The 21,505-nt window shown below is 66.7% G+C and carries 17 protein-coding genes; 13 read left to right on the plus strand and 4 right to left on the minus strand.

Annotated features, from left to right (window positions below; genetic code table 11):
- Positions 1–197: 197 nt before the first annotated feature.
- The 4 genes from BR07_RS26420 to BR07_RS0121380 all read left to right on the plus strand — a co-directional run bounded on the left by BR07_RS26420 (position 198) and on the right by BR07_RS0121380 (position 4,451).
- Positions 198–839 (plus strand): hypothetical protein, encoded by a 642-nt coding sequence (locus BR07_RS26420; RefSeq protein ID WP_051613684.1) that lies wholly within the window; start codon positions 198–200, stop codon positions 837–839.
- A complete protein-coding gene (locus tag BR07_RS0121370; RefSeq protein WP_027507150.1) occupies positions 836–2,005 on the plus strand; it encodes a PrsW family glutamic-type intramembrane protease in 1,170 nt (389 codons plus the stop codon). Before BR07_RS26420 ends, BR07_RS0121370 begins: the two co-directional genes overlap by 4 nt.
- Before the next feature lie 179 nt (positions 2,006–2,184).
- The gene (locus BR07_RS27470; protein WP_197027863.1) at positions 2,185–2,883 is read left to right on the plus strand and encodes a DUF5715 family protein; all 699 of its coding nucleotides are present in this window, start codon (positions 2,185–2,187) and stop codon (positions 2,881–2,883) included.
- A 56-nt stretch (positions 2,884–2,939) separates the two neighbouring features.
- Positions 2,940–4,451 (plus strand): asparagine synthetase B family protein, encoded by a 1,512-nt coding sequence (locus BR07_RS0121380; protein ID WP_197027864.1) that lies wholly within the window; start codon positions 2,940–2,942, stop codon positions 4,449–4,451.
- A gap of 338 nt (positions 4,452–4,789) precedes the next feature.
- Here BR07_RS0121380 and BR07_RS0121390 read toward each other — a convergent pair whose 3' ends face one another.
- Entirely contained in the window at positions 4,790–5,881 is a 1,092-nt protein-coding gene (locus BR07_RS0121390; protein ID WP_027507152.1) for a hypothetical protein, read from the minus strand.
- 424 nt (positions 5,882–6,305) lie between these two features.
- Here BR07_RS0121390 and BR07_RS0121395 point away from each other — a divergent pair, with 424 nt between their 5' ends.
- From BR07_RS0121395 to BR07_RS0121410, 4 genes are read left to right on the plus strand one after another with little or no spacing between them, the layout of a single operon-like run.
- Positions 6,306–8,324 (plus strand): hypothetical protein, encoded by a 2,019-nt coding sequence (locus tag BR07_RS0121395; protein WP_027507153.1) that lies wholly within the window; start codon positions 6,306–6,308, stop codon positions 8,322–8,324.
- On the plus strand, positions 8,321–9,781 hold the full coding sequence (locus tag BR07_RS0121400) for a hypothetical protein (RefSeq protein ID WP_027507154.1): 1,461 nt from the start codon (positions 8,321–8,323) through the stop codon (positions 9,779–9,781). The genes BR07_RS0121395 and BR07_RS0121400 overlap by 4 nt, the downstream gene beginning before the upstream one ends.
- Entirely contained in the window at positions 9,778–11,277 is a 1,500-nt protein-coding gene (locus tag BR07_RS0121405; protein ID WP_027507155.1) for a glycosyltransferase, read from the plus strand. Before BR07_RS0121400 ends, BR07_RS0121405 begins: the two co-directional genes overlap by 4 nt.
- A gap of 2 nt (positions 11,278–11,279) precedes the next feature.
- Positions 11,280–12,917, plus strand: coding sequence for a glycosyltransferase family 39 protein (locus BR07_RS0121410; RefSeq protein ID WP_037187280.1), 1,638 nt, complete (start codon positions 11,280–11,282; stop codon positions 12,915–12,917).
- 522 nt (positions 12,918–13,439) lie between these two features.
- On the opposite strand, the gene BR07_RS0121415 is transcribed toward BR07_RS0121410, so the two are convergent.
- Complete coding sequence (locus BR07_RS0121415; protein ID WP_155957147.1) at positions 13,440–13,637, minus strand: helix-turn-helix domain-containing protein; 198 nt, start codon at positions 13,635–13,637, stop codon at positions 13,440–13,442.
- A gap of 408 nt (positions 13,638–14,045) precedes the next feature.
- Between BR07_RS0121415 and BR07_RS25920 the strand changes: the two genes are divergently transcribed.
- The 3 genes from BR07_RS25920 to BR07_RS0121435 all read left to right on the plus strand — a co-directional run bounded on the left by BR07_RS25920 (position 14,046) and on the right by BR07_RS0121435 (position 16,721).
- Positions 14,046–14,714 carry a siderophore-interacting protein gene (locus BR07_RS25920; RefSeq protein WP_231476473.1) on the plus strand — a complete coding sequence of 223 codons (669 nt, stop codon included), beginning with the start codon at positions 14,046–14,048 and terminating at the stop codon, positions 14,712–14,714.
- Between the two features lie 148 nt (positions 14,715–14,862).
- A complete protein-coding gene (locus BR07_RS25925) occupies positions 14,863–15,807 on the plus strand; it encodes an ABC transporter substrate-binding protein (protein ID WP_231476474.1) in 945 nt (314 codons plus the stop codon).
- 410 nt (positions 15,808–16,217) lie between these two features.
- A complete protein-coding gene (locus BR07_RS0121435; RefSeq protein ID WP_027507158.1) occupies positions 16,218–16,721 on the plus strand; it encodes a hypothetical protein in 504 nt (167 codons plus the stop codon).
- Positions 16,722–17,295: 574 nt separating this feature from the next.
- Here the strand turns inward: BR07_RS0121435 and BR07_RS0121445 are convergent.
- Positions 17,296–17,811, minus strand: a complete 516-nt coding sequence (locus BR07_RS0121445; RefSeq protein ID WP_051613687.1) for a hypothetical protein — start codon at positions 17,809–17,811, stop codon at positions 17,296–17,298.
- A gap of 376 nt (positions 17,812–18,187) precedes the next feature.
- Between BR07_RS0121445 and BR07_RS0121450 the strand changes: the two genes are divergently transcribed.
- Positions 18,188–19,777 (plus strand): hypothetical protein, encoded by a 1,590-nt coding sequence (locus BR07_RS0121450; RefSeq protein WP_027507160.1) that lies wholly within the window; start codon positions 18,188–18,190, stop codon positions 19,775–19,777.
- Between the two features lie 518 nt (positions 19,778–20,295).
- Here BR07_RS0121450 and BR07_RS0121465 read toward each other — a convergent pair.
- A complete protein-coding gene (locus tag BR07_RS0121465) occupies positions 20,296–20,877 on the minus strand; it encodes an ArsR/SmtB family transcription factor (protein ID WP_027507162.1) in 582 nt (193 codons plus the stop codon).
- A gap of 49 nt (positions 20,878–20,926) precedes the next feature.
- On the opposite strand from BR07_RS0121465, the gene BR07_RS0121470 reads away from it, so the two are divergent.
- A partial coding sequence (locus BR07_RS0121470; protein ID WP_231476475.1) for an ice-binding family protein occupies positions 20,927–21,505 on the plus strand: 579 nt, incomplete at its 3' end.

Consider the following 21,505-nt stretch of genomic DNA (forward strand, 5'->3'; position numbering starts at 1 on the left):
AAATCGCAGCTCACCGGTACGCCGACTGATCCGCCCGCCTCGGGGACGCGGCCGCAGTGCTGTGGACGCAGTGTCCGACCGTGGCCCACCATGTGCTGGACCGGAGGGTGTCGTGCGGCGCCGAGCCGTACCGCGGAGCGAATCCCCGATTGTGATCACCGCGTCTGACCACTCGCATTCTCGGAAGGGATTCGAACTTGCTGAACAACGGCGTCGGTCAACGATCGACCGGTGATCACGCTGCGCCGGAGGGTGACTCGGTCTTCGTTCCGGTGGACCGACGATGGTGGGGCCTCGACCGCCGTTCGTTCGCGCCAGCTGCGATGCTGGTGGTGGTCGCGACCTGCCTGGCTGTGGTTCTGCCTCTGGTTGATGACGCGATGGCTGCCGAGAACCCTGCGGACGTCGGTGACATCTACGAACTCGACGGGGACATCACGGTCGTGCCGGCACGCGGGTGGGACGTCGTGGCCGGGGTGCGTCGAGGGCAGGGGCCGCCGGAGTACCCGTCCGTGACCGTGTTCGGCCGAGCTGACACCAGTTTCCAGATCAGCACCCGCCCGTTCATGGGTGACGCGACTGAACTGCTGGAACAGAACGCTCCGCCGGCGGCATCCGATTCCGTGCAACGCCCGGTGACCACCGACAGCGGGCTGCACGGAGTGATCGCCGTGCGCGACCAGGTCGATGTCGATGCGACCGTCGCTGCCTTCGTCACCGAGAAGGGCGTCGGAGTTCTCGTCGTCGTGGCCGGTGCGCCCGCCGTCCTCGACGAGCGGACCGAAGCGCAGGTGCGCGAGATGATAGGCAGCATCGCGGCCGCGGAGTCCCCGCGATGACGCCTGCGACCATGGTCGATGAGCGTGCGTCGGCAATCGCCGAATCCGGCCGCGGCCACTCACCGACGCTGCTGCTGCCTCGCAACCTCACGATGTGGGTGGCCGCACTCATCGCTGTCTGCGGGACGACGGTGTTCGCCCGCATGATCCTCGCCGGGGTAGCTGTGAGCGGTGATGCGGTAGCGGTCGCCGTGGCCATCATCCTCACCTTCAACGGTGTCTTGTTGCTCGGCATCATGCATTTCTGCGGTATAGGCCGTCCCCGTTCCGTTCTCGTCGCCGCCTTGTTGTGGGGTGTTTGCGCTGCGCCGTTCGCTCTGGCAGCTCCGGCGAATGGGGCGCTCGGGGGCATGTACGGCAAGCTCTTCGGTCAGGCGTGGGCGATGAACTGGAGTGCAGCGCTGTCAGCCCCCTTCACCGAGGAGATCGCCAAGGGCCTCGGCCTGCTCGTGCTGGTTGCCCTGTCGCCGCGCGCCGTGCGCACCGCTTTCGACGCTCTCTGGGTAGGCGCGGTCATCGGTCTCGGGTTCCAGTTCACCGAGGACATCGCATACTCGATCATGACGATCGTCGCGGCAGACGACGCCCCTGTCAGGTCCGCGTCCGGCGTCGCAGTACTTCGATGCGTCCTCGGGGTGGCGGGTCACGTGGCGTACTCGGCTCTGTTCTGCGCCGGCCTCGTCTACCTCGTCGGTCGGTCAGCGCAACCACGCAGAGTCGTCCGCGGAGGTGTTCTCGTCGTCCTCGCAGTGCTGCTGCACGCGTTGTGGGACTGCGCACCGGCACTCGCCGGGGACAACGGCATCGGGGTGTTGGTTCTCATGGCGGCCATCACCACAGCCACCATCGCAGCCGTCGTCGTCGAGTACAGACACGCGGTACGAACCGAACGCGAGCTTCTCCGGGCCGTTCTCGCCCCGGAAGTGGCGCTCGGTGTGGTGTCGCCGGCCGAACTCGACGCGCTGTGCGGGTCCGCTCGGACACGTCGGAGGTTTCTGCGGGCGGGTCGCCGCAGAGAGGTGAAGGGTCGCCGTCACCGGCTCGACTCGTGCCGGGATCTCGCGCGGGCGCTGATCACCTCGGGAGGCGCTGTCTCCGAGGCGGTCCAGCGGAGGCGTCGCGAGGTCCACCGCGTTCGCGACACCGACGGGCAGGTAGCGAGTTGATGCGGTTCAGCGAGCAGCATCCCTCGCGGGATGCTGCTGCGGAGTACCGGCGAGCGGTAGATGCTGTGGTCGACGAGGTCGAAGAAGCGGAAAATCGTGACTGTGCCACGTCCGCTGTGGTGTCCCACCACCTGAGATCGGGTGTTCTCGCACCGTACTTGCGGCGAGTGGACGAGGCCTTGATCGGGTCCGTGACCGTGGGAGTCGACGGCTTCGTTCCGACATCTGTGTCGACGGCGTCCGGTACGACTTCGCTGGTCGGTGTTCGGTTGCTCTCCTTGCTCGAGTCCGAATGGTGGTGTGGCGCCGACGCGTTCGACTCCGATCACGACGTGCGCGCCAGCACCGAACTCGTCGACCTGCGACGCGCTCGTCGGCAAGGTCTGCTCCTGTTCCGCTTCCGTGTGCAGACGCACCACATGGTCGGCCGAGTGGTGCGCGCCGTCGACCGTCGGTTGCTGCCGGGTAGAGCTCCGGTCACTATCGGCATGCGACTGCCGTTCGCGCGACCGGCCGTGGTGGAACTGCTCAACCACTGCGCGCACCGGCTCACTGTCGTCGATCCATGGGCGCCCCCGTTGTGGGTCAACAGCTGCACGCGCAGCGTCGACTACCAGACGTCACTGCGCGAGCGCGGATACGGCGCACGCGAGGGCAGTACACACTGTTCCGGTTGGGCTGCCGACATCGAGATGACGTGGATGCGGCGCCGCGGACACGGAGACGCCCTCGCCGAGGTGCTACACACCGTCCAGGCATCCGGAGAGGTCAGCGTCATCGACGAGGGGCAGGCGTGGCACGTGTGCGTGGCACCGCACGCCGCCGAGTCCCTCACGCGCGACTGGCACCGCCACGTCGCATTCGCCGGTGTCGGCTGATGTGCGGTATCGCGGTGATCGCCGGTTCCGCCGCTGACGAATGCACCCTCGAGGCGATGATCGCCGCGATCGAGCACCGCGGACTGGTCACCGAGACCGCGGTCGTCGGGACGGCAGCGGTAGCGACACGCCGACTTCCCATCGTCGACCGCACAGCGGCGGTGCAGCCAGTCACGCTCACCTCCCCCGGCGGGGGTATCCTGGCGTATAACGGCGAGATCTACAACTGTCCGGAGCTGCGAACCGAGCTCGCCACTGCTGGCGCGTCTTTCGTCACCGAGTCCGACACCGAAGTGGTGGCCGTGGCCATGGCCAATCTCGACGAGCACGCGGTGACGAAATTTCGCGGCGAGTTCGCGTTTGCCGTGGCCGATCCGACAGGTGGCCGTGTCTATCTCGCGCGAGACGCTCTCGGAGTCAAACCGCTGTACTACTCGTTCGCGCGCGCGTCGGTGTTCGTCGCCTCCGAGATCAAGGCACTGACCTTCCTCGGCACCGCCATCCACGCGCTACCTCCCGGTAGCCATGGTTGGGTCCATGCGAATGGACACACCGCCCTGACGCCGTTCACGGCTGATGCACGGGTCGATGTGTTCGACGACGTCCCCGCGGCGATCGAGGCAGTGCGGAACGCCGTGGTGGACTCGATCCGGGTGCGGCTCAGGACGGACCTCCCCGTCGCAGTGATCCTGTCCGGTGGACTGGACTCCACGATCGTGGCCTGCGTCGCAGCGCGCGAACGCTCCGACGTCACAGCCTTCACCGTCGGAGACTCAGACAGTCCCGACGTCGTCTACGCCCGAAAGGTCGCCAGCCACCTCGGCATCGACCACGTCGTCGTCGACGTCGAGCATCGGACGGTGTCCGCGCGAGACGTGCGCGAGGCCGTCGCAGGAAGCGAGCTGACGGAGTACGGCGACGTGATCAATGCTGTCATCTCGAATCGGTTGTTCGCGACGATCCGCGATCACGGTTTTCGCATCGCGATCGGGGGAGATGGATCCGACGAAGTATTCGGCGGGTACCCGATGTACGCGTCCACCCCGGACGACACAGTCCATGCACTTTTCGCTCACAAGCTCGGTCAGCTCCATCGCACCGAACTGCAACGCGTCGACAGAGCGAGCATGTCTCACACGGTGGAAGTACGAGTACCCTTCCTCGACCCCATCGTCGTCAACGCCGCACGTCGCATACCCACTGTGTGGCGCCACGACGGCGACATCGACAAATGGCTTCTACGAGCAGCATTCGCCGACTGGGTGCCCGCATACGTCCTGAGCAGACCCAAACACGGTCTGTCGTACTCCTCAGGACTGCACGACCGCGTGCGCATGTTCAGGGCCGTCCACGAACGGGCATACCGTGCAGCTCGATACGACCTCCACGCACCCCTCCGTCGAGACTTCGACGCCGCATTGCGTCGCACACACGGTGGTCTCACCGCTCTCCTCGCCGACGGCGGCGACGGCGAAGCTCCGACACGCCTTGAGGTGACCCTCGACACCGTGTCGGCCATCAGGTGGAACCTGCAGCGCGTCCTCGGCCGACTGCGGATGAAGAAATGAAGTCATCCGATCCGCTCTTGACCGCGGCACACCGGAACAGGCTCGCTTCCGTTGCCCGGAAACACTATGCGAACGTCACAGCACCCGGACTGCACGTCCACGGGTCCACGCCCACCGTCGTCGGTGACGTCGACTCGGTGAGGTCGAGCGCGAACCGGGAACTGTCGTACCCGAATGCCACTGTCCGGTCCGCCCGCTCCTCCGGTGAGATCGTCCAACAGGGTGATCTCCACCTTGCGAACCATGAACGTGCTGCCTCTCTCCGAGCTCCGATGAACGTTGTCGACCGTCTCGTCACCATCTTGCCTCTCGAGCCGCGCCGGTTTCCCATTCGGCGGTCAGCCCGATCCGTGCGACTGGACGACCGACCACAGTGGGTCGTCATAGCCGATGTCGAAGGTGCACTCGTTAGGGCGTGGGTCGGGGACGAACGCCCACAGCAGGAAACCTGCAGACCCTGCGGCGCGTTGCCCGTCGACTTTGGTGTCGATGTCGTCGGCGCGTTCGACCGGGTCGAGGCAGGAACCTGCCGCTTGTCCGATCTCCGCGACCACCAACGGTTTCCCGGCGTCTGATGCTTGGTCGAGTCGCCGAGCGAGTCCGTTCCATTGATCACCCGGGAGGGCGACCCCGTCGGCGCCGTAGTCGTGGTACTGCAGGATGTCGACGTGCGGCGAGGCTGCGATCAGCCCGTACTCGTCGCCCTGGGTGCCGCACTGCCCACCACCGGTCAGCCCGGCGGTGATGGGGGTGGCAGTGTCCGTCGAGCGCACCACGGCGCCGGATGCGTCGGTGAAGGCACGCAGGACAGCGGCCGCGTCCGAGGGGCAGCTGCGGTCGGTCCAGTCGCACGTCTGCCCGCACACCGACGTCTCCGGTTCTCCGACCGTCTCCCACGCCGCGAGGGAGGGCTCGTCCCGCCACCGTTCGACGGCGATGCCCACCCAGTCCTCGAACGAGACGATCGCCGAGGTGTCGGCGACGGAGCGCCATCCGTCGGTGTACCAAATGCGGTCCTTGAATTTCTCGTCCTCGCACGCTCCGTCCTGAGCGGTGAGGACCGGCACGACGAGTTGCCCGTGCACCCGCGCCGCTTCGAACACGGCGTCGATGGGCGCGAAGTTCAGCATCCCGGTGGTGCGGTCGATCGCCAACGACTGGAACGCGTTGAAACGCGTCAGTGAATTCGGCGGGAGGGAGGAGAAGTAGCGGTCGAGGTCCACCATGGCGCCGCACCCGAGATTGACCGACCAGTTCGTCGCCAACTGGTAGGCGTCGAACCCTGTGGGATACCACGGCCGACTGTCGAGCGTCAGCCCGCTCGCGGTCGCCCCCACGCGTGGTGGCGTGGGGGCGGCGGAAGACGGCGGCGCGGCGTGGGCGCAGCCGACCATGAGAAGAACGGCCGTCACGACGGTCGCCGTGAACATCCGACAGGTCCAGTGCATGGGATGAAACTATCCCCGCGTCGACACCGGTAAACGACGGCGCCACGAAACGGTGCACCAGGACCGAACAGCAATTGCGCAATGGTATCCGTGGCGGTTTGATCCCCTCATTCATGTCGTGTTGCCGGTCAAAACTGGCGTGTGTCAGCGGATGTCGTGGTGATCACAGAGCACGTTCCGTGGTTGGCGCGCGATCGCTGTCGTGCACTTTTACGATGACCAGGCAGTCGCAAGTGTGCGGGGGCACCGTTCACGGTTTCGTTCTGTCGAGAAAGTCGAGGCGCACCGAATGCGTGTGTCCGTTCGCCCCCGCCATGGAATTGGCTCCCGCCCTGGATTCCATTTCCGACCCGGTCGGTGTCCGCGTTCCCCGGGCCGCCTCGTCGCTCTGATCGTCGCGGCCCTCATGCTCGCACTCGGTGTCCCGACGACCGCGACCGCGCAAGAGGTCGACGACCAGGACATCACCGCGCAGGACGGGGCCATGCAGGAGAGCACGACGCTGGAGGGGCCGGCGCCGGCGGCGTCTGCGTTGTCGTTCGGCGAGATGGGCCTCGGCGGGTCGGTAGCACTGACCGGCCAGCGTGGGCGGGCGACGATCACGGTTCCTGTTCCTCCCGGCACTGTTCCGGTGGCGCTGCGGGGCGTGCTCGAGGTACCGGCCGGCATCGACCGCGCGTGGCTGGATCTCACGCACGAGAACCGGTTCGTCGGACGCGTCGACGTGATCGGCGGCGCCCCGACAGCGGTGGTGAACGTCCCGCTTGCCGGTGTGGCGGTGACCGGTCGCAGCGTGACCTTGGATTTGAGCACCACCGTCGTCCCGGCGGCGGGCACGTGTCTGTACACCCCGGACACGTCGACCGTGCGACTGCAGGATCCCGTCGTGGACTTCGCGGGGGTTCCCGCGGCGCCGACGGTCGTCGCGGACTTCCTGCCGCCGGTGTTGCGGACGGCGACGGTCATCGCGCCGGACGAGCCGACAGCGGAGCAGTCGACCGCTGTGCTGATCTTGGCGACGACTCTCGTGGATTTCTACGGGTCGCAGCCGGTGCGGGTGGTGGTTCGGTCGCAGAGTGAGCGCGCGGGCACCCCGGCGGACGGCCCGTTCGACCGCACCCTGGTCATCGCCGGCGGCGACGAGGGTGCGATCGAACTGGAGCCGGCGATCGACCCGGCCGCACCGCCGGCGCTGCGCATCACCGGAAGCGGTGCCTCCCTACTCGATCAGATCGCCCTGCTTGCCGGCGACGCCGCAGCTTTGGCTGTCGCCGATCGAGCCTCGGCCGGTCCGATCACGATCGCGCCGGTGCTGCCTGCGGAGTCGATGACGTTGCGGGAGATGGGACTGGGGCCTGTCACCGGGCGCGGGGCCGGTGAGGTCACGGTGACGGTGCCGGTGGATCAGACTCGGCTCGCCCGCGCCGGGTCGAATCTGCGGGTCCATCTGCTGGGCGACTACACACCTCTATCTTCTGGTGTGGCCGGTGGGTTGCGTGTCTCGGTCGGTGACACCGACCTTGCGTCGTCGGCCACGGACGCTTCCGGTGTCCTCGACCTGTGGGTCGACATCCCGCCGGCGTCAGTCGAGCGGGTCACGGCGGTGACCGTCACCCTGCGCACGACGGGCAACGGTGACACCTGCAGTACGGGCGGCGCACTGGCCCTGACTGTCCATGCCGACACGACGGTGTCGAGTTCCGGCGGCACTCCCGACACCCGCGGGTTCGAGTCCGTCCCGCAGTCGCTCATGCCGGGTGTGTCGGTGGCGTTGGCGGAGCAGTCGTTCGCGAACACGGCCCGAGCGGCGGCGGTGCTGACGGGGTTGCAGCGCCTGTCCGCGCGGCCCTTGGTGCCGACGGTGGCACCGTTCGCCGACGTGGCCGCGGCGACGACGCCGGCGCTGCTGGTCGCCCCGGACGGTCTTGCCGCGTTCGGACCGCAGGCGCAGAACATCCGACTCCCGCTGAGCACCACGGGGACCACCGTCCTCACGGTGCGCGACGACAGCACCGGCGGCGGGGGTGATCAGACTCAGGTGACCGTCGACAGCGCCGCACCCTTCGGGTCGGTACAGGTGCTGCGTCAGAACGACCGGTCGTTGGTGGTGGCGACGTCGAACGGCGCCGAACAGCTCGACGGGGTTCTCGCCTGGTTGGGCGACGACGTGCGACGGTGGTCCACGCTCAGCGGTGATGTGCTGTTCGGGACCGTTGCGCGTGAACCAGTGTCGCTGTCCTCGTCCGGGGACGCGGCGGTACCGGTAGTAGACGTGGCCAGTGGATCGACGGCGCCGTCAGGGGTGTGGGCGATCCTGGTGATCGGCGGTATCGCCCTGGTGATCGGTGTGATCGGCGCGGCGCTGGTGTACATCCGCAGCCGCGGCCGATCGGACGCGGCGGCACCGCCGGGCGAGCGTTCGTGACCGCCGTCCGCTCCCTGGTGGTGCGGTGGACGGTGCTGATCGCGGCGGTGGTCCTGGCATTCCTGCCGACGTGGCGGCGGCTGGCGGTCGAGGCCTCGGGCGGCGCGGTCAGCGGATACCTGTTCGTGGTGCCGCTGCTCGCGGTGGTGGCCGGGCAGGGCATCGCGCGCAGGAGGGCGGGGGAGTTGCCCATCCACGATCGCCAGACCGACGTCATCGTCGGCGGCCTCGGGGCGTTGGCGGCGGTGGCGGTGCAGGCTCTGTGGCTGCCCCGGTACGCCGATCAATACGCGCTGCTGCACATCGACGTGGCGGCGGCGGGCATCTTCGCGATCAGCGCCGCGATCCTGCTGTTCGGGTTGCGCCCGGTCGGGCGGTTCTGGCCACTGGTGGTCCTGGTGATCGCACTCTCGCCGGTGCTCTACCGCACGGTCGCGGTGACACTCGGCGGCAGCCGATTCGCCTACGGTCTGGTGCTGGTTCTGGTGGCCGGGGCGGCGGGCGGGATCGCCGTCGGCCGCACGGCGGCGCGCGGAGTCGCCGGATTCCTCGTCACGGTCGCCGTCGGGGTGGCGCTGCTGCGCGCGGTGCTGGCCGTCTCGCCCACGATCCACATCCTGTGGCTGCAGCTGATCCCCACGGTCGGTGCCTCGGCCGTGGCGGGCACCGCGTTCTACCTGCACGCTCGGCGCGGCACCACGAAACGGGTGCTGACCCGACCGGTGCAGAACCCGTCCGCGACATCCACCCGCTCCTCGGTGCTCACCGTCGCCGTCGTCGCCGCGGTGCTGGTCACGCTGCCGCTTCCGAACACCCCCGTGCCGCCGAGCGTCGCCGGCCCACCCGGCCCACCGGCGGCGACTCTCGCCGTCCCCGTCGGGTGGCGGCAGATCCAGGACGAGACTTTTCCGTGGGTGCGGTCCTTCTTCGGTCAGGGTGCCACCTTGACCCGGCAGGAATGGCAGGCCGCCGCGGTGAATCCGGCGTGGGACGGAAAGGGCCGACCGCGCACGGTCATGGTGGACACCCTCGGCACCACCAACGGCGCCAGTCTCGGGGTCTACCCCGAACGCACGCTCTACCGACTCTCGAGCACCCGCACCAGCCCGTCGTTGCGCATCGATCTGGGCCGCGACATCACCGGGTCGCTCTACACCTCCGTCGACGACGCGTTGCTGTTGACCTGGACCAAACTGGTCTTCGAATGGGTGCGAGGACCGGTGTTCCAACGGGTGACGGTCGTCAGCGTGGACAACCACGACCCCGACGCACAGTTCCCGATCCCCGAGCCGTCCATGGCGTCCAACCTCTCGGCGCTGGCCGCGGTGTTCCTGCGCGGTAACACCGTGGTGGGCGACGACCGACCTGACTACGCGGACGCCGACCTGCTAACCACCGTCGGCCGAGACCTCGTCGCGGCGCAATGGCCACCCGCGCCGATGGGCGGTGACCGATGACGGCATCGGCGACACCGCCGCCGGTGGGCACCGAGACGCCGCAGTTCCGGGCGGCGGCCCTCGCGGACGCGATCAACGGTCTGGCCCGGAAAGACCCGCTCGCGTCGGCGGCGGTGGCGTTCGTCCCGTGGCAACGCAACACCGCCCTGCTCGTCCTCGCGGCCATCGCCGCGGCGCTGGCGCTCGCACCGGTCGCCACGTTGACCGTGATCACCGTGGTGTCCACAGCCGGGTACCTGGCGATGATGGCTGACCGCATCCTGCTCTTCACCCGCGGACTGGACGCATCGGCCATCGTGACCGTCACCGACGCCGACGCGTCGGCGGTGCCCGACGAGGACCTGCCCGCGTACACGATCCTGGTTCCCGCTTACGACGAACCGGAGGTGGTGGGCGATCTGATCGTGGCGATGACGGCGCTGGACTACCCTGCGGACAAACTGCAGGTGCTGCTGCTGCTCGAGGAAGACGACGACGTCACCATCGCCGCGGCCCGCCGCGCCGGCGTCAGCGAGGTGGTGGAGGTCGTGCTGGTCCCGGCGGCGGACCCGCGCACCAAACCGAAGGCCTGCAACTACGGTCTGCACTTCGCCACCGGCGACATCGTCACCATCTTCGACGCCGAGGACCTGCCGGACCCGCTGCAGTTGCGCCGCGTCGTCGTCGCGTTCTCCCGGCTGCCGGCGACGGTGGCGTGCATACAGGCGAAACTGGCGTTCCACAACGGATCTCAGAACTTGCTGACCGGATGGTTCACCGCCGATTACGCCCTCTGGTTCGGCTACCTGCTGCCCGGTCTGATGAAAAGCCGCTCACCGATCCCGTTGGGCGGAACGTCGAATCACCTGCGCGCGGACGTCATCGCCGAGGTCGGGGCCTGGGACGGATTCAACGTCACCGAGGACGCTGATCTGGGAGTACGGATCGCTGCCTCGGGCTACTCCACGGCAGTGTTGGACTCGACGACGCTCGAAGAAGCCAACAGCGACCCGATCAACTGGATTCGTCAGCGATCACGGTGGTACAAGGGGTATCTGCAGACCTGGTTGGTGCACATGCGCCGCCCCGCCCGTACCTGGCGCGCCCTGGGTCCGGTGGGGACCTACCGATTCACACTGCTGTTGGCGGGAACTCCGTTGACGGCGTGCATCAACATGACGTTCTGGTCACTGACTGCAGCGTGGATCCTCGGGCAGCCGAGTGTCATCGTCGCGCTCTTCCCGCCGTACATCTACTACTTCTCGCTGCTGTCGCTGATCGTCGGCAACGTCGCCACCATCTACATGTATCTCGTGGCGTCGCGAGAGAGTGGAAACGCGTCCCTGCTGATACCCAGCCTGACGATGCCGCTCTACTGGGTGATGATGAGCGTCGCCGCACTCAAGGGCTGCTGGCAACTGCTGCGCAACCCCTCGTACTGGGAGAAGACCTTCCACGGGCTGTCGGTCCCGGCATCGTCTCCGGCGCAGGGCGACGACGCGGGCGATCCACGGTGAAACTGTTCTCCGCCCTGTCGGCCGCCTACTTCGCGATCGGCGCCGTGCTGTCACTGCGATTCGGGTTGATGATGGGCGACGCGCTCAGCCGCACCTACGCCGCGCAGGCCGTGCTGCACAGCCGGGACCCGCACGTCGCGGCCATCGGGTTCGTCTTCACGCCAGTGACGGCCCTCCTGCAACTGCCCCTCGTCGCCTTCTCCGACCTGCTCCCCGCCATCACCCGGTGGAACTTGTCCGCCGTCGCGGTGTCGGCGCTGTTCATGGCGGGAGCGGTGCTTCAGATCCGCGGCATCTGCGTCGACCGTGGTCTCGGCCGCATCCAGACCAGTTCCCTGACAGCGGTGTTCGCGATCAACCCCATGATTGTCTTCTACGCGGCCAACGGGATGAGCGAAGCGGTCTTCCTGTTCTTCCTCTGCTGGACGGTTCGCCGGCTGGTGCGGTGGATCTCCACCGACGACGTGCACGAACTGCTCGTCGCCGGCATCGCCCTGGCGCTGGCCTACCTCACTAGGTACGACGCCGTCGCGGCCATCGCCGCGGCCGCCGGACTGGTTTTCACGGTCACCGCGTTGCGGCGCGGGTGGGCGCACCGGAAGGTGATGCTGCGCCGAGCCGTCCTGGACGCGGTACTCGTCGCCGGGCCCGGCCTGATCGCCTTCCTCGGGTGGGCGACGACGAGTTGGCTCATCACCGGCGAGGCGTTCGCGCAGTTCTCCTCCGCCTACGGCAACACCGCGATCCTCGCGCAGTCCGGCGGTGGCACCGACGACCCGGTGGGCAACACCGCCTCCGTCCTCACCGCACTCCTCGCGCTCGGCCCCGCGATCCCGTTGCTGCTACCGTCCGTCGCGGGACTGTCCTGGCGGCGCCGAGACGCCGAATTCCTGGTCGCACCAATATTGTTCGGGGCCGTGCTGGCATTCCAAGCCCTCACCTACATCACCGGCTCGACCTTCGGTTTCCTGCGTTTCTTCATCGCGGCCATCCCGCTGGCGGCCGTGGGATGCGCGCAGGTCCTCTCCGCCCGCGGAACCATCACCGCGCGGCGGCCGGGGGAGTACGCACGCGACCGGATCGGGCCCGCAGCGCCGCGCGACCGCACAACATTCCGGCGGGTCGTGGCGGCGGGTACCGTCGCGGTGTCCCTGGTGTCGTTGCCGCTGACGACCTACGTTTTCCTGCAGCCGTCGTTGTCGCCGCAGCAGTACGCCGTCGGGCACCTGCTCGATCGGAACCCACCCGCGCAGGCGCAGCAGATCATTGCCTCGTTCTCCACCGAGCGGGCCATCGCGGACTACCTCGACGCACAGAACCTGCCCGACGGCTCGGTGCTCACCGACAGCGTGTACGGCTTCGCGGTGGTTGCGGCATCAGCGCGGCCACGACAATTCATCGTGCCGTCGGACGAGGACTTCACCACCGTGCTCAACGACCCCGCCGACGCCGGAGTGCAACTGATGCTGACCGTGCCCAACACCGGGCGCGGCGAATCCGACGCCCTGAACCGCCGCTACCCCACCATCTGGGACAACGGCGCACAGATCGGCCTACTCGACGTCGAAGTGCCCAACGACGGCGCAGATCAACCCACCTGGCGCATCTACCGAGTACTCGCCACCTCGAAGGTGCGTTAAAACCCGGTCACGGCTGGATCTTTCGCGCGGGGGTGCCGCGCCGACTTGGTGGCCCGGCGATCCTCCGGCGGTTGTTCCACATAACCGGGCACCGGATCGACCTGGGCCGCAACAGAGGCCCGGGGACGAACGGTTGCTCTCATGGTCTAGTCCGGCAGCGGGGAATCGGAGACGTCGGGGCGCGTTCCGATCGGCAAGGCCGCATAATCAGACCTTCAGCAGTCGAGGTGGCCCGGCGGGTGCTGGCCGCGCTGCGGAGCGCCGAGACACGCGACGAAACCATTGTCACCTGGGACGAGCGGGCCGCCCTGCGTGCGTGGGCGACCGGCAACGAGTGCCGTCTGTCCGCAAGACGGAAACGGAAACGGGAACGGGAACGGGAACGGGAACGTCCAAAGCGGAGCCGTTGCGCTCTGGCACTTTTCGTATGAGACGAACTGTGCTCTCAGACGTCGTTGGGAATGGCCCGTCGACCACACCTGCGGGCGCGAGCCACGTTTCGTCCCTGTCCGCCGGTGGCAGCTACTTCGTGGTGACCCATTTGCGGACGGTCATTCGGTCGACACCGAGCTCGGTGGCGATCTGCTTCTCGGGTATGCCGTCGTCGTGCGCCGACCGTGCCATCATCTCCGCACCGAGGAACGCCTGGCGCACCGCGGCTCGCGCCTCGGCGAGCTTCTCACCGAGCGCCAGCCGCTGCGCCTGCGTGTACCGAACCATGCGGTGCATTCTACGAATCCCGGTGCTGCCTTGTCCTGCGGCGACGTCGACGCAGCGGGGAGTCGCGGTACACCGAGTCGTGCGATGGCGCCGGGGCGGTCGGCGATAATGCCGCAGGTGACACGGGGGAAGCTCGAGGTGGTGGGGTACGCGCCGCTCCGCGGCGTGTCTGGTTAGGCTAACCTCACTGCAATAGATCGCACGGGAGCAGGTGGCGGTGCAATGGGTGTCGACACACGGTCCGGCCCGGTCATGTACGACGCTGTTGCATTGTCGAGTTGGAACGTGACGCCGTCGATGATTCGAGTTCGGCTCGGCGGCAACGGCTTGCGTGTGTTTGCCGGCACGGGCGTTCCCGATGAATGATTGCGGTTGTTGTTCGATCGGCCCGGTTCGGCGGATCCGGTCGTGCGCAGCTACACCGTTCGCCGATTCGATCCCGCCGGGCCGTTCCTGGACGTCGATTTCGCTGTCCATGACGGCGGTGTCGCCGCCGAATGGGCCGCTCGAGTGCAGCCGGGTGCCCGCATCACTGTCTCCGAAGCCCGAGGTTGGTACAACCCACCCGTTGACACCGAGTGGCAACTTCTCGTCGCGGACATGACCGGTCTACCTGCGCTGACCCGCGCGATCGAACAACTCGCAGCAGGTGCTCGAGCTCATGTGATCGCCTGGACACCCTCCGTGCAGGACTGTCAACACGTCGACACCCGCGGGAGGGTCTCCTACCAGTGGATACACCCGGACGGCGACACCGCTCCCGTCGCCATCGGATCGGGGCTCGTCGACGCGGTCGAGCGATTCCGCTTGCCGGAAGGAATCGGATACCTGTGGGCAGCAACGGAAGCGGGTGACGCACGTGCCATTCGGCATCTTTTCCACCGCCGCCGAGGCTGGTCGCCGGAGCGATTCGAGATCAAGGGCTACTGGCGGAGAGACAAGGAGCAGTGGCAACGCCGCTACGACCTCGTGCAGGAGCACATCGACACCGTTCGCGACCGCGCTGTCGCGGCGGGGCTCACCGGACACGCACTCGTCGACGTCGTCGACACTGCACTCGAAGACGCCGGCCTTTGACGACACCGACCTCGCCCACCCCCACCCGAACTCAGGAGACAATATGACACTCACGTGTTCATGGAGGCCGACCAGCCGATTCAGTTCGGCCGCTGAGCTTGTCGACGACCTGTCGCGGCGGAGATTCGGAATCGCCGCCGGTGCGAGCTTGGCCGGTCTGCTGGCCGCGTGCGCACCGACGACCACCGGCGCAGCGGGCGCCGCGGACGGCGACACCACCCGCACGGTCTCGACACCCATGGGCGACGTCGTGGTACCGGCGACCCCGACGCGAATCGTCAGTCTCGATGCCTACGTCGGGTTGCAGACCCTCGACGAACTCGGTGTACCGGTGGCGGCCAGCGGCACCCTCGGCGGTGGTCTGCGCACTCTGGTCAGCACCTCTTCACAGCAATTACCGTCCATCGGTGTCACCGCCGCCGGCGACGTGCAACTCGAAGCGATCGCCGCCACTGCCCCCGATCTCATCGTGGGACGACAGCCGATCGGTGAACCGTTCTACGCCGAGTTGTCCGCGATCGCGCCCACCGTCCTGGTTCCGTTCTCCTACTGGCGCGATCAGTACATCGATGTCGCCGACGCGGTGGACCGTAAGGACGAGGCGCAGGGCAAGTTCGTCGGACTCGATCGGCGCATCAGCGAACTGCGTGATGCGGTAACCGCAGCGTGGCCGACAGGCGTTCGCGTATCGGTGGTCCGTGCCTCCGACGCCACCGGCGATGTGCGCTCCTACAACACCTTGGCGGCGTCGTCGACATTCCTCTACGCCGACATCCTCAGCGGCGCCGGAATAGAACCGACCGCCAACACCGCGGCAGGCGCAGACCCGAGCCGAGTCAACGTAGCGGTGAGTGCGGAGAACCTGTCTCTGATCGACGCCGACGTCATCATCTACTACATCGGGGCAGGCGGGCAGGCAGATGCCGGCAGCGACGCCGAACAAGCACTCACCGGCGGGCCGTTGTGGAGAACCCTCTCCGCCGTCCGCGCCGGACGCGCACACAAGGTCGACTCCGCGCCCTGGTTCGACGGTTACAACCTCGTCGCCGCCAACGCGGTCATCGACGACCTGCACCGCATCCTGGCCCCGTGACGGCCGCACCTGAGACCTGGTTGCTCCGCCGACGCGCAGGACCCACCAATCTTTTTCGGCCCGGTCGAACGACACAAGCCCTACATGAACCCGCACATCCTGTTTCTGCGAACCCCGATACGGGCCTGTCCTGCGGTGACGTCGCCGCCGCCGGGAGCCGCGGTGAATCGGAGCCCGAGTCACCGCGCCGGGGCAGTCGGCGACGAATGCCGCTGCGCGTGCGCCGGTTTTTAACTCGGGCTGCTGCTCGGGTTGGTGCACCACGATCGTGCGCACGGTGGGGTGGTCGATGATCACCCACTGGAATGCGCCTCGCATCCGTATCGTCGTCCTGTTCGGTGCGGCGCCCACCACAGTCACAGGCGACGCGCCGGCCGGTGCGGATCGCTCGACAGAATGAAAGGAGGCGCGTGACAGTCGTGACGTCCGACGAGCTGGTCGACCGCATCCGGACCAGGCATCACCGCATCCTGGACAAGCTCCGCGTCAGAGCGCTCGGTGAGCGCGGCACCCCCGAAGGAATCAGACGCACCACCGGCATTCCGCCGCACGCCGCCGCACGATCCTTCCTCGACCCCACGCTCGAGGTGACCGTCTTCGCCTCGCACATGTCCCTCGGCGTGGACCCCACCATCGGTGCGTACCCCACCGGATCGGTGCTCGTCCTGGTGTCGGTCAGCGCTCACCATGTGCGCACCCGGGCGACTCGTCTGCTGCCCGAGCAGGAACTCGACGCGTGGGGCCGAGTTCTCGGTCCCGTCGGCTACGAGGACTACACACTCAGGCTCGGCCGAGTCTTGTCGTCACCGTCGACCGCGACCCACTACAGGCACGTCCTCGGACCCGACGGATACGTCTGTGCCATCGACCCACGCCACGAGCATGCGATGAGGGCCGCTACCACCTATTCGTGACCGGACTCGTATGTGCCCGCCATGGCCTGCCCAACGCCTTGGCTGTAGGCCTGATTGTGGTTATCGGCTGTGCAGACACGATCGTTTTCGGCACCACCGCGCGGTTCGGCCGGGTTGTGCTGTCGACCAGTCACGGGACAATGCCAGAAACGTGCGCCGAACCGGGGGAGCCAGAACCGATCGTGTCGGTGAGTTGTGGCACCGGCGCTACTACTCAGTCGCCGATGTAACCGGTGTCGGGGTCGATAAGTGCAAGGAAGTTGCGGATCGCCGCGCGGTGCTCGTCGAGCGTGGCCGGCGGAAACCCCGATGGGGTGTCCGCACGATCCGTCACGCTGGAGAACGCGGCGTGGGTGGTGCTCGAGAATCCGTAAGCCGCATTCGGACCGAAGCCCAGTCGTAGTCGTACGTTCGTGAGTCTCCCCGTCGCTCAGTCACGACAAAGATCTCACCGTCGACGGTGAGGGTGACCGGCCCATGGTCGGGCGGCGGTACGCCTAGCGATGTGTCGTTCAAGTCGGGGTCCTCGATCGGTGTGGCTGACCCGTGTGGTTCGAAGTGGCCGCGTCGCGCCTCAGCTACCGAACGCGTCCGACAGTTCGTCGAGTGGGCTTGCGGTGCCACCGGATGTCGGCCCCGGGACCGTCAGAACAGTGGAGGCCTGGTCGACCGCGAACCACGGGGCGGGGAACTGGAGTCGGGTGAGGTAGTCCTCGACTCCGGGGTAGTCGGACAGCCAGGTCGCCGGGCTCTCGCTTCCCGGATTGCTGCACGTGACCAGCACCGCCCACGACCCGTCCGGAACGTCGGTCAACTGCTGGGTGGTGGTGCCGGGCGGAACGTCACCACCGGTGAAAATGTCCTGCCCGAGGATGGTGTCGAGCGGCGGCAGAACCCCGTCCGGGGCGGGCTCCAAAGACGTCGAACAGTACAGCGTCGAATCCGTGGTGTTTGTGATCGCGTTGGAGATGGTCGATCCCTCCGCCGAGTACGAGAAAGTGACCTCGCTTCCGTCCGCGGCGGACGCCACGGACGGGAGGGCGAACACGATGCCCACCGAGCTCGCAGCGGCCACACCCAACTTCGTCATCGAACTCACAGAGAACTCCTTCGGCTGTCATAGAACACAACGTTCGGTTCGAAGTGTGCCCGATCTGACCGGATCCCGCGCCCGGTACCCCAGTCCTGTTCGACGATCGTCAAACAGCACCGTCAGTTTGAAGAGTTGGTGCACTCCCCGGCGCGCCCGCCGGGGTGGTGCCCGGGCTCCCCGAAGCGGGTGGCTGGCAGCCGTCGGGCCTCGCGCACAGGTGGGCAAGGTGGCCGGTGAAAGTGTCTGAGAAAAGAGAAACACCCCCCAGGTAGCCTGAGGGGTGTTTCTGACCTCCAACGAGGTAACGAGCTTATGGCTGGCATCGACAAGTCGAGCGAGGCATGTAGCTCGTTTACGCCAATAAGATAACACGATGCCGATCTCAGAGCCACCCCGCTACGCGAACTTCACTGCTCGAATGATGGAGATTACGTCGACGCAGGCGCCCTGGCACCGACGCTTGTGGCGCAGCGGCACCATGCAGATCGCCCGTGAACTCCTTGAGGAGAGTGTCAGGCCCGGAGCTCCGGAAGCAGCAATCACTGATCAACGCAGCTACGTCCAGCACTGCTTACGCACCGACCATGGCATCGCAGATCACGGCAAGTGTGTCGAGGGCACCATCAAGGCGATCAAGCCGGGCATCACCGAATCGAGCCATGCCTGGATCAACCTGCGGGAACACTTCGACCGTATGAACGACTCGTACTTGGTGAACTGGGCCGATTCCCTCGATTCCCCGGCGGCCAACGGCAAGCCGATCGATGTGGAGGGTGCGGCTCGACGAATCACCGCCCATCTTCTGGACGCCGGCATGCACAAAAGCAGCCTGTACGCCTGGTTGCGGGCGATCCGTGACAACTCGACCGCCACCACCATTGGAGACTTCCTACGTGAGGCAGACAGCCGGTTGAAACAGCCCGAGCGGACATACACCTTCTGTGTTCCTGTCGAGAAGATGGGCAGGTTCGACGTAGCGAGCGCGTCGGGTTGGATGACTGCACAGGAGACAGCGCAGTGGAAACGACTCCATGCGAAGAAGGCGCAGGGTCTGCTGCAACGTGGATCTTTTCTGCTCGAAGTCCAAGGTCGCGATGTCAACGCGGCGGCGGACAAGGCCAGATCCCGCATCTCCAACCTTGCCGCCAAGTTCCATCTCGGCAGCAGAACTCCAATCGTAATCTGCCCGAGCATGTGGTCGAAGGAGAAGGGCAGCGAGTTCCCCACTCACGCCACCAATCGGGTCATCAACGTGCGCTCGTTCGAACTGCTCGGACGGGTTCAGGACCTCGAGATGCAGGACTACATCACCAACACCCTCGCCCTGGTGCAGCCACTGAGCACGGCCGCTCCCCATATTGCAGTGATTAGCGGGTGGTCCGCGATTGAGTCACTCATGGTCGGTTCGTCCGATGCACAGGATGCCGTCGCAGCGAGGCGCTTCTCGCTCATCGTCGCCGCCAGCATGGTGCGGGCCGAACTTTCGTGGCTATCGCGAACGTATGTCCAAACACACGATGGCACCGCAGCCGAGGAGATGGCTGGCTGCGAGCAGAACATCGACCGGGCGCGGCTTTTCCAGATGCATGCCTGTGCCAACCCTCAAATTGACCTGCAGAAGCCTATCGACAACCTTGCCCTGGAGCGCATTCGGCCCGCGCTGATTGATCCGAGGGGAGAGGTCGAGAAGATCAGTGGCATCCTTACCCGAGAGTTCACCCGGCTGTACCGGAAGAGGAACATGATCGTTCACGGGGGACACACACAGGAAAGTAATCTGCACTCCATCTCCGAAACGCTCGCGCCTTTGATCGGAGCCGGTATCGATCGTGTGGTGCATGTCGGCCTGACGTTCGATGTTCGACCGATTGAGCTCTCGGCCGTGGCCGAGTCCCGAGTTCACTACCTGGTACCAGCCACCTCCACGAGCTCAGGCAACCTCTTGGACCTTCTTGAGTTCTAGTGGGCTTGGCCTACAGCGTGGTCCGCTGACAGTATGAGCGGCTCGTGTAGATCTTGTGTCGTAAGAGCATCCTGTCGGTGGTCAGCATGGCCCGTCGCGGCTGAGACGCCTCCTGCGTACTTGAGTATCCATTTGGACCATCGTCTATCGGGACGGTTTCGCGACCGGGCCGTGTGTCCGCTCCGAGTTGCTGCTCCAGGACTTCGGCAGGGCGAATCCGTGCGACCACTCGAACGGCACCCGAATCATGATGTCTACGTCGACGGGACCGCGTGCAGTCGGCGGTGCGATCGGGCCTCCCTCTGGCGGGCCCTGGCGAGCTGCTGTGTCGCACGGTCCAGGCGTTTTTGTGCCCTCTGCCGCCGGCGGCGGTCCCGATCCGCGCGCCGTCGCAAACGTGTTGTGCGGCGGCGATGCTGGGCTGTCATGTGCTCGGCCAGCTCGGCTTGCTGCACGGTCAGGTAGAGCTCGGGCGGTAGAGCGTTCATCGGGTCCTCTCCTGTCCGAGGCAGTGGGGGTCAGGGTTCGAACGGGAAGCCGTGGGCGAAGACCATGACGTGCTGGCCCGCCGCGGCGGTCTCGGAGGCGGCCTCGGCCTGTGTCCGCCACTTCTCGATCACCGATTGGATCTCTCGCGACATCTCCGCATGTTGCTCCGGAGTCATCTTGAGGACGTAGTCCGTGCTGAACGCGGATTGCACCCAGTCCGGACCCCACCTGTCCGGGTCGGAGTCGAACTCTTGGCGTCGGCGGAACTGGTTGTCGACCAGTAACCGTCTGGCGGCGCGCTCTGTCGTGCGTCCCTCGGGGGTGGCGTCGAAGTCGCTGGAGGTCCAGGTGAATCCGCCATCGGGGACACGCCACCAACGTTCCCGCCCGTCGGAACCGTGCTCGGGTGCTTCCTGGACGAAGCCGGCGTCGGCCAGCTTGCGCAGGTGGTAGCTCACCGACGCGGGGGACTCGTCGACCAGCTGTCCGATTCGGCTCGCGGTCGCCGCGCTCTCTGCTTGAACGGCGTAAAGGATGCGCACACGCAGAGGGTGGGTCAGAGCCTTGAGTTGCGAGACGCTCGATACCGGGCGGGGCGGTGTAACGGACATGGCGCAACCGTAAGCCCAAAAGAATTATTGCGCAATATTTCTTTCACGTGTGTCCGGCCGGGACATCGCGACGGCAGCCCTGATGCTCACCAGCGGAGCCGTCGCCTCGGCTGCGACGCCGACCGTCGGACTCGGCACTGCCGACCCGTTCGCCGTGCTGGCCGGCGCAGCCGTCACCAACACCGGTGTGTCGAACATCAGTGGATCGGTCGGTGTCAGCGCAGGATCGGCCGTCGACGGATTCCCACCGGGAATCGTCACCGACGGTGTCATCCGCCGGGCAGACCCCGTCGCGGCGCAGGCGCAGGCCGACCTCACGGTCGCTTACAACGACGCCGCCGGCCGCACACCCCCGACCGCCGTGCCCGTCGAGATCGGTGGCCGCACACTCGTCTCCGGTGTGTACAAAGCGGACACCGAACTCGGACTCACCGGCACCGTCACACTCGATGCTCAGTCGGACCCGAACGCCGTGTTCATCTTCCAAGCGGGATCGACCCTCACCACTGCATCGAACAGCACGGTCAACCTCATCAACGGTGCCCAGCCCTGCAACGTGTTCTGGCAGGTCGGATCATCCGCTGCCCTCGGGACATCGACCACCTTCGTCGGATCGATCCTGGCGCTC

It is taken from the genome of Rhodococcus sp. UNC23MFCrub1.1 (assembly GCF_000686025.1).
Taxonomy (GTDB): Bacteria; Actinomycetota; Actinomycetes; order Mycobacteriales; family Mycobacteriaceae; genus Rhodococcoides.

What these genes read in the sequence shown, in the direction of transcription:
- BR07_RS0121405 (WP_027507155.1), top strand. Translation starts at nt 9,778, where the DNA reads ATGACGGCATCGGCGACACCGCCGCCGGTGGGCACCGAGACGCCGCAG.
- BR07_RS0121445 (WP_051613687.1), bottom strand. Translation starts at nt 17,811, where the DNA reads ATGACGAAGTTGGGTGTGGCCGCTGCGAGCTCGGTGGGCATCGTGTTC.
- BR07_RS0121395 (WP_027507153.1), top strand. Translation starts at nt 6,306, where the DNA reads ATGCTCGCACTCGGTGTCCCGACGACCGCGACCGCGCAAGAGGTCGAC.
- BR07_RS0121370 (WP_027507150.1), top strand. Translation starts at nt 836, where the DNA reads ATGACGCCTGCGACCATGGTCGATGAGCGTGCGTCGGCAATCGCCGAA.
- BR07_RS0121415 (WP_155957147.1), bottom strand. Translation starts at nt 13,637, where the DNA reads ATGGTTCGGTACACGCAGGCGCAGCGGCTGGCGCTCGGTGAGAAGCTC.
- BR07_RS0121465 (WP_027507162.1), bottom strand. Translation starts at nt 20,877, where the DNA reads ATGTCCGTTACACCGCCCCGCCCGGTATCGAGCGTCTCGCAACTCAAG.
- BR07_RS0121390 (WP_027507152.1), bottom strand. Translation starts at nt 5,881, where the DNA reads ATGTTCACGGCGACCGTCGTGACGGCCGTTCTTCTCATGGTCGGCTGC.
- BR07_RS0121380 (WP_197027864.1), top strand. Translation starts at nt 2,940, where the DNA reads ATGATCGCCGCGATCGAGCACCGCGGACTGGTCACCGAGACCGCGGTC.
- BR07_RS0121450 (WP_027507160.1), top strand. Translation starts at nt 18,188, where the DNA reads ATGCCGATCTCAGAGCCACCCCGCTACGCGAACTTCACTGCTCGAATG.